Here is a 12,600-nt window from a genome sequence, read left to right as displayed (position 1 = left end):
CTGGCGCAACAAATTGCCTGTTAAGCGTAAGTGCTCGCTGAGCAGGCACAAAAAAGGCCACCCGAAGGTGGCCTCTTGTACTACGTGCGGGATTTAGACGCTGTAGTACAGGTCGTATTCCAGCGGGTGGACGAAGGTGCGTACTTTGATTTCTTCTTCGTGCTTGAGTTCCAGGTAAGCGTCGATGAAGTCGTCGGAGAACACGCCGCCTTTGGTCAGGAACGCGCGGCCCTTGTCCAGCTCTTCCAGGGCTTCTTTCAGGCTGCCGCAGACCTGCGGGATCAGCTTGCCTTCTTCCGGTGGCAGGTCATACAGGTTCTTGTCCGCTGCATCGCCCGGGTGGATCTTGTTCTGGATGCCGTCCAGGCCAGCCATCAGCAGTGCGGCGAAGCACAGGTAAGGGTTGGCAGCCGGATCCGGGAAGCGCGCTTCGATACGGCGGGCTTTCGGGCTGGAAACATACGGAATGCGGATCGAGGCGGAGCGGTTACGCGCCGAGTAGGCCAGCATCACCGGCGCTTCGAAACCCGGAACCAAACGCTTGTAGGAGTTGGTTGCAGGGTTGGTGAAGCCGTTCAGGGCCTTACCGTGCTTGATGATGCCGCCGATAAAGTACAGGGCAGTGTCGGACAGACCGGCATAGCCTTCGCCGGCGAAGGTGTTCTTGCCGTCTTTGCTGATCGACAGGTGCACGTGCATGCCTGAACCGTTGTCACCGTACAGCGGCTTCGGCATAAAGGTAGCGGTTTTGCCGTAGGCATCGGCCACGTTGTGCACGCAGTATTTCAGGGTCTGAACTTCGTCAGCCTTTTTCACCAAGGTGTTGAACTGCACGCCGATTTCGTTCTGGCCGGCAGTCGCCACTTCGTGGTGATGCACTTCGATGACCAGGCCCATTTCTTCCATGGCGTTACACATGGCAGTACGGATTTCGTGGTCGTGGTCGAACGGCGGAACTGGGAAGTAGCCGCCTTTGACGCCTGGGCGGTGGCCCTTGTTGCCGCCTTCGACGTCCTGATCGGACATCCAGGAGCCTTGCTCGGAGTAGATCTTGAACATCGAGCCGGAGATGTCGGACTTGAACTTCACTTCGTCGAAGATGAAGAACTCAGGCTCGGGGCCGACGAATACGGTGTCGCCGATGCCGGTGGTCTTCAGGTATTCCTCGGCGCGGGCGGCGATCGAGCGTGGGTCGCGATCGTAGCCTTGCATGGTGCTCGGCTCGACGATGTTGCAGACCAGAATCAGGGTCGGCTCTTCGGTGAACGGGTCAAGTACGGCGGTGTCGTCGACCGGCATCAGGATCATGTCGGAGGCTTCGATGCCTTTCCAGCCATGAATGGACGAGCCGTCGAACATCTTGCCGATTTCGAAAAATTCATCATCCAGTGCGTCGCGCGCGGGCATGGTGATGTGGTGCTGCTTGCCCTTGGTATCGGTGAAGCGCAGGTCAACCCACTTCACGTCGTGCTCTTTGATCAGTTGAATCGACTTCGACATGCTGTCCTCCAGGTGGATAAGGCTCGGAATGGTGAGCCCTCAATAATAGGGTGCGGCCGGGCGCGATAGTCCGCCAGGATAGCCTGCCTCACAAGAGAGCAAATTGCATGCCAGTGCACAAGGATGGGTTAGGCGGCTGAAACTCAAGCATGACGAGGCCTGCAAATACGTAGGGGCGAAATTCAGTGCACCAAAATGGGTCTAAAGAACCATTAGTGCACCAGTAAGGTGCGCGTGAGCGGGGTGGTGGTATTTTTGGTCAAAGCTTGCACAATTTCCGCTATAATCCGCGCCCCTGATTTTTAGTCGTCTTGGCATGTGCTGTTTTAATGAAACTGATCGTTAAAGTCTTTCCAGAAATCACCATCAAAAGCCGGCCGGTGCGTAAGCACTTTATCCGGCAATTGGCGAAAAACATTCGTTCGGTGCTGCGCGATCTCGATCCGCAGCTGCTGGTCAGTGGTGTGTGGGACAACCTGGAAGTCGAGACGGCGATCAGCGAGGCGAAAACCCTGCAGGCGATGATCGAGCGGCTCAGCTGCACGCCGGGTATCGCCCATTTTCTCCAGGTCGACGAATACCCACTGGGCGACTTCGACGACGTGCTGGAAAAATGCAAGCAGCACTTCGGCGACCGCTTGCCGGGTAAGGTCTTCGCCGTGCGCTGCAAGCGTGCCGGCAAGCATGCGTTCAGTTCGATGGACATCGAGCGCTATGTCGGCAGCCAACTGCGCCAGCAGTGCGGCGCCGCCGGGATCGACCTGAAGCAGCCCGAAGTCGAAGTGCGCATGGAAATTCGCGACCAGCGCCTGTTCGTCATCCACAACCAGCACCAGGGCCTGGGTGGTTACCCGCTGGGCTCGCTGGAGCAGACCCTGGTACTGATGTCCGGTGGTTTCGATTCCACGGTCGCCGCCTATCAGATGATGCGCCGTGGTCTGGTCACCCATTTCTGCTTCTTCAACCTCGGTGGCCGTGCCCACGAGTTGGGCGTGATGGAAGTGGCGCATTACCTGTGGCAGAAGTTCGGCCGTTCCCAGCGCGTGCTGTTTATCAGCGTGCCTTTCGAGGAAGTGCTCGGCGAGATTCTCGGCAAGGTCGACAACAGCCAGATGGGTGTGATCCTCAAGCGCATGATGCTGCGCGCCTCCACGCACATGGCCGAGAAGCTGCAGATCAATGCCCTGGTCACCGGCGAGGCGATTTCCCAGGTCTCCAGCCAGACCCTGCCCAACCTCTCGGTGATCGACTCGGCCACCGACATGCTGGTGCTGCGCCCGCTGATCGCCAGCCACAAGCAAGACATCATCGACACCGCCACCGCCATCGGCACCGCCGAGTTTGCCAAACACATGCCCGAGTATTGCGGCGTGATCTCGGTGAACCCGACCACCCGGGCGAAGAAAGATCGTATCGAATATGAAGAGCGTCAGTTCGATATGGCAATTCTTGAGCGCGCCCTTGAGCGCGCGACATTGCTGCCGATCGACAAGGTAATCGACGAGCTGGGCAAGGACATCAAGGTCGAGGAAGTCAGCGAAGCCCTGGCTAGCCATGTCATCATTGACATCCGTCATCCAGATAACGCCGAAGAGCAGCCTCTCGAGCTGCCCGGTATCGAAGTGCAAACGCTGCCGTTTTATGCCTTGAACAGCCGCTTCAAAGAGCTGGATGCCAGTCGCCAATACCTGCTGTATTGCGACAAAGGCATCATGAGCCGTTTGCATGCCCACCACCTGCTTAGCGAGGGGTATGCCAATGTGCGCGTTTATCGTCCGGCATAAGACGCCCGGGTTGAATGGCGGAAGCATCCGCCATCGCCCTCCCGACCTGCAGGCGGGGTAAAAGCCGCTGCGCTTTTGCACCGTCTGGCCGAATTCGTATTTAGTTAATATCCGCCGCGTAGAATATGCGGCAAACCGAATCCTCTGATCGAGATACACAAGTGATCGAAAAACTACGCAACATCGCCATCATCGCTCACGTCGACCACGGCAAAACTACCTTGGTTGATGCCCTTCTGCGCCAATCCGGTACCCTCGAGCGCAACGAGCTCGACACCGAGCGCCTGATGGACAGCAACGACCAGGAAAAAGAGCGCGGCATTACCATTCTGGCGAAAAACACCGCCATCAACTGGAATGGCCACCACATCAACATCGTCGACACCCCCGGCCACGCTGACTTCGGCGGTGAAGTCGAGCGCGTGATGTCGATGGTTGACTCGGTGCTGCTGGTCGTCGACGCCCAAGACGGCCCGATGCCGCAAACCCGCTTCGTGACCCAGAAAGCCTTCCAGGCTGGCCTGCGTCCGATCGTGGTGGTGAACAAGGTCGACCGTCCGGGCGCGCGTCCGGATTGGGTTGTCGAGCAAATTTTCGACCTGTTCGACAACCTTGGCGCGACCGAAGAGCAGCTGGACTTCCCCATCGTCTTCGCTTCGGCGATCAACGGTGTTGCCGGTCTGGAACACACCGACATGGCGGATGACTTGGTGCCGTTGTACCAGGCCATCGTCGACCATGTGCCGGCGCCGCAAGTCGACCGCGACGGCCCGTTCCAGATGCAAATCTCCGCACTGGACTACAACAGCTTCCTCGGCATTATCGGCGTTGGCCGTATCGCCCGTGGCCGCGTCAAGCCGAACACTCAGGTGGTGGCGATCGACGCTCACGGCAAGCGCCGTAACGGTCGTATCCTCAAGCTGATGGGTCACCACGGTCTGCACCGCGTCGACGTGGAAGAAGCCGCCGCTGGCGACATCGTGTGCATCAGCGGCTTCGATCAGCTGTTCATCTCCGACACCCTGTGCGATCCGCAGAACGTCGAAGCCATGGTCCCGCTGTCCGTGGACGAGCCGACCGTTGCCATGACCTTCCAGGTCAACGACTCGCCGTTCTGCGGTAAGGAAGGCAAGTTCGTCACCAGCCGCAACATCAAGGAGCGTCTGGAAAAGGAGCTGCTGTACAACGTGGCCCTGCGCGTCGAAGAAGGCGATACCGCCGACAAGTTCAAGGTCTCCGGCCGTGGCGAGCTGCACCTCTCGGTACTGATCGAAACCATGCGTCGCGAAGGCTTCGAGATGGGTGTTGGTCGTCCGGAAGTGATCATCAAGCTGGTCAATGGCGTTAAGCACGAACCCTTTGAGAACGTCACCATCGACCTGCCGGAAGTATCCCAGGGCGCGCTGATGGAGCAGATGGGTCTGCGCAAAGGCGACCTGACCAACATGGTTCCGGATGGCAAGGGCCGTGTGCGCCTTGAGTACAACATTCCGGCCCGTGGTCTGATCGGTTTCCGTAACGAGTTCCTGACCCTGACCTCCGGTGCCGGCATCATGACCAGCATCTTCGACCGTTACGACGTGATGAAGTCCGGCGACATGTCCGGCCGTCAGAACGGCGTACTGGTATCGGTCGCCACCGGCAAGGCGCTGACCTATTCGCTGGAAACCCTGCAGGCGCGCGGCAAGTTGTTCGTCGAGCACGGCCAGGACATCTTCGAAGGTCAGATCGTCGGCCTCAACAGCCGCGACAACGACATGGGCGTGAACCCGACCAAAGGCAAGAAGCTCGACAACATGCGTGCTTCCGGTAAGGACGAAACCATTGCCCTGGTTCCACCGGTGAAGTTCACGCTGGAACAGGCTCTGGAATTCATCCAGGACGATGAGCTGTGCGAAGTGACGCCGAAGTCGATCCGCCTGCGCAAGAAAATTCTGGGCGAAAGCGAGCGTACCCGCGCTGCCAAGAAGGGCTGATAACCCGGTTGCATGAGTGAACAAGCCCCCGCCAACGTGAGTTGGCGGGGGCTTTTTTGTGTCGGGGAGTTTTTTTTCATAGAAAAGACGCCGCTGCTGAATTCACGGCGGCTGTGAAGTGGCCAGCATTCGTCTGTATTGGCTGAGCAGGCTCGACCGATATACTCGTGCACGCGGCTTTACGTGCAGGCACAGCTGCGACTTGGCGCAACACAGGTTGAGCACCATCGATTTGGGAAGTCAGTACATGCAATGGATCTTCATGCTGGTTGGGCTGGTGCTGGGGGCGTTGGTTGCGGAGTCGCCCACTGGCGCGGTGTTGGGTGGTTTGGTCGGCCTGGGTATTGCTCAGGCGCTCACGCTCAGAGGGCTGCAAGCTCAGCACGCCGAGTTGGCGAAGCAGCTGAAAAGCTTCGCCGAGCGCTTCGAGCAGGGTACCCAGGCCATCCATGAGCGGCTGCTCAAGGTCGAGGCGCCGCGCTCGGCAGCGGATGAGTTATTGCCGGCCACGGCACCAGCGCCCGAGCCCGAGCCCGAGCCCGAGTTGAGCTGGGAGCTGCCGCCGGAAATTCTCGCGCAAGCCGAGCTCCAGTCTGCGCCGGCCAGTGCCGAGGCCTGGGCGCAGGCGGCGGAGCAACCGCGTGGCGCGCCCACCCCACGCAAGCCGGTCAAGCCGCGCGAACCTTCGCCGATCGAGCGCGCTATCGCTCTGGCCCAGGCCTGGCTGTTCGGTGGCAATACCGTGCTGCGCATCGGCGTGCTGTTGCTGTTCCTCGGCCTGGCCTTCCTGTTGCGCTACGCCACCGAAGGTATGGTGGTGCCGGTGCAGGTGCGTTACGCCGGGGTTGCGGCCAGTGCCATCGCCTTGCTCGGCCTGGGCTGGTGGTTGCGCCTGCGCAACCCGAACTATGGCCTGATGCTGCAAGGCGCGGGCATCGCCGTGCTGTACCTGACGATCTTCGCCGCCATGCGCCTGCATCCGCTGCTCGAGCCGGCGCAGGCGTTCGCCCTGCTGCTGATCGTGACCCTCTGCTCGGCGATTCTCGCGGTGACGCAGAATGCCCTGGGGCTGGCGGCCGCAGCCGCGCTCGGTGGCTTTGCCGCGCCCATCCTGACCTCGACCGGTAGCGGCAACCATGTCGCGCTGTTCAGCTATTTCGTCCTGCTCAACAGCGCCATCCTGGCCATCGCCTGGTTCAAGACCTGGCGCCTGCTCAACCTGATCGGCTTCGTCGGCACCTTCGGCATCGGTTTCGCCTGGGGGTTGGATGCCTACACCCCGGCGTTGCTGGGGAGCACCGAGCCGTTCCTGCTGCTGTTCTTCCTGATGTACGTGGCCATCGGCCTGTTGTTCGCCAGGCGCAAGCTGACCGAGGCCGGGGCGGGGCCGCAGGAGCGCGAGGCCTTGCTGAGCTGGTCGGCGCGCCAGGGCGATTATGTCGACGCGACTGTACTGTTTGGTCCGCCGCTGGTGGGCTTCGGCCTGCAATTCGCGCTGGTGCAGCATCTCGAGTTCGCCGCCGCTTTCAGTGCGCTGGTGCTGGGGTTGTTCTACATGGGCCTGGCGCTGCTGCTGGCCAGGCGCACGGAAGGCCGCGCCTTGCTGCTGGTGGAAACCTGTCTGGCGCTGGGGGTGGTGTTCGGCACCCTGGCGATTCCCCTGGGCCTGGATGCGCGCTGGACGTCGGCCGCCTGGGCGGTGGAGGGCGCGGGTATCTTCTGGTTGGGGTTGCGTCAGGGCCGCAGTCTGGCCCGCGCCTTCGCCCTGCTGTTGCAAGTGGGCGCCGCGCTGGCCTTTCTCGGCGAGCTGCGCCCGGGGGTGGATAGCCTGTTGGCCGCCCCGGCGCTGGGTGCGCTGATGCTCGGCGCGGCGCTGCTGTTCAGCTTCTACCGGTTGCGTCAGGCGCATGACGCTCAGGCCTCGGCCTGGGAGCGGCGTGGCTTGCCGCTATTGGCCTGTGCCGGCTTGGCATTTCTCTATCTGCTCGCGCCGCTGTGTTTCAACGCCGAGGCCACGGCGATCAGCTGGGCCTTGGCCGGCCTGGCCACCTTGTTTATCGGTCTGCGCCTGCAGTCGCGCGCCTTCCTGTTCAGCGCCTTTGCCGTGCAGTTGCTCGGCGGGGCGTTGTTCCTGCTGCAACTGGATGCTGCCTCGGGCATCGGCATCGGCAGTGGCGCGTTTGGCGCCGGTTGGAGCGGCTTGCTGACGGCCTCGCTGATCGGCCTGGCGCTGATCGGCGGCATGTTGCTGGCGGCGCGTGACCAGCAGATCAGCAACGATAAGAAGCTGATGCGCGGGCTGTCGCTGGTCTTGCTGATCGGCCTGCTGTTTATCAACCTGGCGGTGCTGTTCGTGCTGCCCTGGCAGAGCGCCAGCGCGGTGTGGGGCGGCAGCGGTTTGCTGGTCGTCTGGCTCAGTCTGCAGTTGCAGCAGCGCGCCAGTTTTGTCTTCGGCCTATTGCTGCAGGTGTTTGGTGGTCTGTCCTTCCTGCTCGCCAGTCCGCTGCTGTTCGGTCAGCTCGCTAGCGAAGGCCTGCGCCCGCTGGCCCACGCCGGCTTCTGGACTCCCGCGGTACTGGCCCTCGCCGCCCTGATCGGTGCCTGGCGTCTGCAGCAGGTGGCGCGCCGTGAACAGGCCGCTACGCTGTCTGCCCGGAGCCTGCAGCGCTTGTCGCAGCTGTTGCTGGTCTGGGGCGGCGGCTGGTGGGCGCTGGCGCTGGTCAGCGAAATCGTCCGTTTCGGCGCGCCCGCGTTGCAGGCGTCGCTGTTGCTGTTGGGCGTCGCCTCGAGCGTGGCGTTGTGGCTGTGGGTTGCCGTGCGGGCGCAGTGGCGGGCCATGGCGTTGCTGTGCACGCTGTTGGTGCCGCTGGCTGCGCTGATCCTGCTGTCTGCCTGGCACCTCGAGTATCACCCGCTGGCGGACTTCGCTTGGCTTGGCTGGGGCGCGCTATTCGCCGTGCATCTGCTGGCGTTGCGGCGCCTGAGCGGTCTGCTGCCGGCTGGCGTGCTGAGCGCCGTCCATGTGCTGGGCTGCTGGCTGATCCTCGGGGTCTTGGCCCTTGAGCTGCGCTACCTGCTCTATCTGCTGTCGGAGCACTACAATGCCTGGCGCTGGTTGGGTTGGGCGCTGTTGCCAAGTCTGTATTTGCTGCTGATGGCGGCGCCACGTCAGTGGCCGTGGCCGATAACCGCGTACTCGCGCGAGTACCGCCTGTGGGCGGCGACGCCGTTGGCGCTGCTGATGCTGGTCTGGTTCTGGCTGGCCAATATCGCCAGCGATGGCGCCGCCGAGCCGCTGCCTTACCTGCCAGTGCTCAATCCGCTGGAGCTGGGGCTGCTGATTAGCCTGTTCGCGGTGTTCCAGTGGCTGCGTAGCGCCTTGCCGCAACTCGGTCTGGCGACGGTGCTGCGCGGCCAATTGGCCCAGCTGCTGGCCGGTGTTTCGCTGTTTGCCCTGCTGACGGCGGCGGTGCTGCGTACGTCCCACCATTGGGGCGGGGTGCCTTACCAGTGGCATGGGTTGCTCGAGTCGATGCTGGTGCAGGCGGGGCTGTCGATTGTCTGGACCCTGATCGCGCTGCCGCTGATGATCGTCGGCCACCTGCGCGCCCGCCGGGAGTTGTGGCTGGTCGGCGCGGCCCTGATCGGCGTGGTGGTGGCCAAGCTGTTCTTCGTCGAGCTGGGCAATCAGGGCGGCCTGGAGCGCATCGTCTCGTTTATCGGTGTGGGCGTTTTGTTGTTGATCGTCGGCTATTTTGCGCCGCTGCCGCCCCGGCAGTCGGTGCCTGAAACGGAGCGGGTGCAGGCATGAGGATTACCGGTGTGCGTGGATTGCTGCTGGCGTTGCTGGCCTTGGCCGCACCTCTGGCAGTGGGGCAGGGCAGCGCCAGTGACTATGCCGTTCAGCTGCCACTGAGCCTGAGTGGCGAAGGCCCTTGGTATCGCCTGGAGCTGCCAATGGCTGTGCATATGGCCGCGCGTTACGCCGACCTGCGCGACCTGCGGGTATTCAACGGCGCCGGCGAGGCGCAGGCCTACGCCTTGACTCAGGGCAGTGCCCAGCAGCGTGAGCCGCTGCAGGACACGGCGGTGAAGTGGTTCCCCTTGCGTGGCCCGCTGAATGCCGAGCAGAGCCCCAGCGTGCGCGTGCAGCGCAGCACCAGCGGCACCCTGGTCGAGGTGCTGGCCGACGATGCGTCGCGTGCCGATGAGCAGGTGTTGCGCGGTTGGTTGCTCGACGCCAGCGGCATCGAGACGCCGCTGCAGCAGTTGACTCTCGATTGGAGCGCCGAGCACGAGGGCTTTCAGCGCTTCAGCATCGAGGCCAGCGATGACCTGCAGCACTGGCGCGCCTGGGGCGATGGGCAGATTGCCCGTCTGGCATTTGCCGATGAGCGCATCGATCAGCGTGAGGTGAGTCTGCCGGGCCAGTCCGCGCGCTACCTGCGTTTGCTCTGGAGCAGTCCTCGGCAGGCTCCGCAGCTGTTGTCCGCGCGTCTTCTGAGTGCCAGCAGCGACAGGCTGGCGGCGCCTCTGACCTGGTCGGCAGCCTTGTCGCCGAGCAGCGCCAAGGCCGGGGAGTACCAGTGGGAGCTGCCGCTGGCCTTGCCGTTGCAGCGCTTGCGGGTCGAACTGGCCGAGGCCAACAGCCTGGCGCCGGTGAGTGTCACGGGGCGGCGAGAGGGCAAGGTGCAGTGGCAGCCGCTGGCGCGCGGCCTGCTCTACCGCCTGCCGCAGGATGGCCAGGAGGTGCTGCACAACGAGCTGCAACTGTATGGCGCGCCGGTGCAGCAACTGCGCCTGCAGGTGGATGAGCGCGGTGGCGGCCTGGGCAGTGCCGCGCCGAGCATCCGCGTGGCTATCCGCGCGACCCAGGTGGTATTCCTGGCCCGCGGTACGCCGCCCTATGTGCTGGCCATCGGCAAAGCGGCTGGCGCCGCGGCGAGCCTGCCGCTGAGTACCCTGATTCCCGGTTACGACGAGAAGCGTCTGGCTGCTCTGGGCGTTGCGACTGCGGCCGAGGCGCCATTGCTCGAGGCGGCAGGCGCCGGGCAGACGTCAGGCTGGGACTGGAAACGCCTGGGCCTATGGGCGGTGTTGCTCGCCGGGGTCGGCCTGTTAGTGCTGATGGCCTTGAGCTTGCTGCGGGCCAGGCCCGCCGCGCCCTAACACAACAAAGCCGCCGTCAGCCTGGCTGGCGGCTGGATCGTGCTTCAACTCAGCGTTTTCGGGATGTACGCGCAGAAGCCAGGGCGTGGACCGACCTTGGGATGGTTGCGGCAGGTGTCCGGGCGCTTGTCGTAAATGGTGCACAGGCGGGTCTTGCGATCCAGGTACAGGCAGTCGTTGTTGCTCATGCGGATCAGGGTGAAGATCCCCGACTTCTGATTGAACCGCTCGACGATGCCCTCCTTCTGCAGGCGTTTGGCGATATTCTTCGGCGGGTCGCCGCGCTCGAAGTCGTCGACCACACCGATGCGGATCAGGTCGCCAATGCGCACCTCGACCGGCAGCGTGCAGCAGCTGGAGTTGCAGCTGTGGCACATGTCGGGGGTGTATTTGGCCCAGGTATCCAGGCGGTCGATTTCGGCGGCGGCGATCAGGTTGTTCTTCATGGGGCTATAGGCGCGTGTTGGCTGGGCAGCGGGCGATGATAACGGCGTTGGCGGATTTGTGAACCAACATCTGCCGGCTGGTCGTATTTTTAGTGCCGTGCAGAGCCGTTTGTGCCCGTGATGCAGGTCGCATGTGTCTCTGTGCAAGGAGGCGGCCGGTCTCAATAGAGTTGGAATTGTTCGCGGCCGGGCAGGGGCGGCTGCCTCGTCTCTTGGCTGATTGAGGGGGCGCTGCATGCAATGGGTTTTCATGCTGGTCGTTGGTGTTGTAGGTGGTGTTGCTTGCAGGCATCGGCCTGCTTGTGCTGATGGCGCTGAGCTTGCTGCGCGCCAGGCCTGACGTCACCTGATCCGAATGCTGTCGGTTGGGCGTGCCCAGGGGATCAGGTGGGTCGGTGACGCGAGGTTATTCCGATTTGTCCGCTCGGTTCTGTGGCTGTGGGCCGATATTCAGGTGGTTATACAGGCATTTGGGTGCCCGCCATCAATGCCATGCTCATCCACGGGGGTGAGGAACGGCGCTGTGTGGTCAGCCGATGCCTGGGTTTCAGTGATGTTCAACGAGCAAATAGTTGAAGGTCGCCGCACCTGCTTCGGTTTCATTGCCGGTGTTATCCAGTGTGTAGACGCCCGCCTTGAAGTACATGGGATATGCGGCCCAAGAGCTGTCAAGTTTTTCCTGCCATTGCTTTATGGCGCCGCTGGGTTCGAGTACATAAACGATGAGCGTACCGTTGGCGGTGAGGTTGATGCGGTAGGAGAAGTCCTGATTCAGTTGGACGTGCTTCGACAAGACAATTTTTCGCGAGGATGGCTGGGTTGGCGAGTTGCGAACAGCGAGCGTCACGTTGCCATAGCCGGTGCCAGGCAGGTATTGATAACCCAGCATCACCGGTGGCTGACTGGTTTGCGTGCTATGGATCTGGCCGAAGGCAATCAAGCCATTCGAGGGTACCTGAGTAATGCGCAGCGTAGCCGTCAAGAAGTTGTTGGCCTGGCGGTACGCCCAGTTGCGGAGCTGGCCGTTGGCATAGGTTTCGCGCAGTTCTGAGCGCGGGTAGACCGAGCCGGAGGTGGTTGTGCCATTGGCGGGCGCCCAGAAAAAGATAGCTCCATTGTTCGACTGAAAGTAGTGGTCCTGGTAGCCGCCTGCCAATAAGGGTGTGTCAATCGTGGCCGCTGGGACGCCAACGGGAATGGTCAGATTCCAAGTGCTGAGATCGAGCATGGCTAGAGCTCCAAGTATGGACAATGTGCTGGGGGGAGGCTGCTATCGGGCGATGGTGGCTGGTCTTGCGCCGCTGAGCGAGCCGGGCACGGCTTGATATAAATATACCCGGTCGGTGGTCGCTCGTCGTAATTATGACGTCAATAACCTTGCGACTTTTAGGCTCTAGTCTTGCTGAATCTATCGGCTGTGGTTGCGTAAGATCTGTTCTCTGCCGGCATGCACTGAATTTCAGTTTTCGCTGTCTGCCCAAGGCCTGAATTCAACTCTTGTGGGAACCGCGCCTGCAGGACATCAGCATGGAGCGCAGGCGCGTGTTATCTCTCTGGCGCACTGGCGTGGAGTCTGGGTATCGCAAAGGGCGGGAGCGGGCAGAGGAGGGGGCAGCTGTCTTACCGGTATCGAGCCTGCTGTGCGCTAAGGGGCTTAGCGGCAGGCTCAGGGGTGTGGGTGGTTATGCGGGTCGCCCTGTAGAACGGGGTCCTATGAAGGAGGCA

General features: G+C 62.2%; 7 protein-coding genes. 4 read left to right on the top strand and 3 right to left on the bottom strand.

The window, feature by feature from the left end; all coding sequences use genetic code 11:
- Positions 1 to 93: 93 nt before the first annotated feature.
- Entirely contained in the window at positions 94 to 1,500 is a 1,407-nt protein-coding gene (gene glnA, locus B2D37_RS15265) for a glutamate--ammonia ligase (protein ID WP_079203488.1), read from the bottom strand.
- 329 nt (positions 1,501 to 1,829) lie between these two features.
- Between glnA and thiI the strand changes: the two genes are divergently transcribed.
- From thiI to B2D37_RS15245, 4 genes are all read left to right on the top strand, one after another.
- Positions 1,830 to 3,284, top strand: coding sequence for a tRNA uracil 4-sulfurtransferase ThiI (thiI, locus tag B2D37_RS15260; protein ID WP_079203487.1), 1,455 nt, complete (start codon positions 1,830 to 1,832; stop codon positions 3,282 to 3,284).
- 161 nt (positions 3,285 to 3,445) lie between these two features.
- Positions 3,446 to 5,260 carry a translational GTPase TypA gene (typA, locus tag B2D37_RS15255; RefSeq protein WP_079203486.1) on the top strand — a complete coding sequence of 605 codons (1,815 nt, stop codon included), beginning with the start codon at positions 3,446 to 3,448 and terminating at the stop codon, positions 5,258 to 5,260.
- Between the two features lie 247 nt (positions 5,261 to 5,507).
- The gene (locus B2D37_RS15250) at positions 5,508 to 9,071 is read left to right on the top strand and encodes a DUF2339 domain-containing protein (protein ID WP_079203485.1); all 3,564 of its coding nucleotides are present in this window, start codon (positions 5,508 to 5,510) and stop codon (positions 9,069 to 9,071) included.
- On the top strand, positions 9,068 to 10,429 hold the full coding sequence (locus B2D37_RS15245; protein WP_079203484.1) for a DUF3999 domain-containing protein: 1,362 nt from the start codon (positions 9,068 to 9,070) through the stop codon (positions 10,427 to 10,429). Before B2D37_RS15250 ends, B2D37_RS15245 begins: the two co-directional genes overlap by 4 nt.
- 44 nt (positions 10,430 to 10,473) lie before the next feature.
- On the opposite strand, the gene B2D37_RS15240 is transcribed toward B2D37_RS15245, so the two are convergent.
- Both B2D37_RS15240 and B2D37_RS15235 read right to left on the bottom strand, forming a co-directional pair.
- Positions 10,474 to 10,875, bottom strand: coding sequence for a YkgJ family cysteine cluster protein (locus tag B2D37_RS15240; protein WP_079203483.1), 402 nt, complete (start codon positions 10,873 to 10,875; stop codon positions 10,474 to 10,476).
- 547 nt (positions 10,876 to 11,422) lie between these two features.
- On the bottom strand, positions 11,423 to 12,103 hold the full coding sequence (locus B2D37_RS15235; protein ID WP_079203482.1) for a polysaccharide lyase family 7 protein: 681 nt from the start codon (positions 12,101 to 12,103) through the stop codon (positions 11,423 to 11,425).
- Between the last annotated feature and the right edge of the window lie 497 nt (positions 12,104 to 12,600).

It is taken from the genome of Pseudomonas sp. CC6-YY-74 (assembly GCF_002025205.1).
Taxonomy (GTDB): Bacteria; Pseudomonadota; Gammaproteobacteria; order Pseudomonadales; family Pseudomonadaceae; genus Aquipseudomonas; species Aquipseudomonas paeninsulae.
Note: the sequence above shows the minus strand (reverse complement) of the source record. Positions and strands in the feature narration are given on the sequence as shown.

What these genes read in the sequence shown, in the direction of transcription:
- B2D37_RS15250 (WP_079203485.1), top strand. Translation starts at nt 5,508, where the DNA reads ATGCAATGGATCTTCATGCTGGTTGGGCTGGTGCTGGGGGCGTTGGTT.
- B2D37_RS15245 (WP_079203484.1), top strand. Translation starts at nt 9,068, where the DNA reads ATGAGGATTACCGGTGTGCGTGGATTGCTGCTGGCGTTGCTGGCCTTG.
- B2D37_RS15235 (WP_079203482.1), bottom strand. Translation starts at nt 12,103, where the DNA reads ATGCTCGATCTCAGCACTTGGAATCTGACCATTCCCGTTGGCGTCCCA.
- B2D37_RS15240 (WP_079203483.1), bottom strand. Translation starts at nt 10,875, where the DNA reads ATGAAGAACAACCTGATCGCCGCCGCCGAAATCGACCGCCTGGATACC.
- thiI (WP_079203487.1), top strand. Translation starts at nt 1,830, where the DNA reads ATGAAACTGATCGTTAAAGTCTTTCCAGAAATCACCATCAAAAGCCGG.
- glnA (WP_079203488.1), bottom strand. Translation starts at nt 1,500, where the DNA reads ATGTCGAAGTCGATTCAACTGATCAAAGAGCACGACGTGAAGTGGGTT.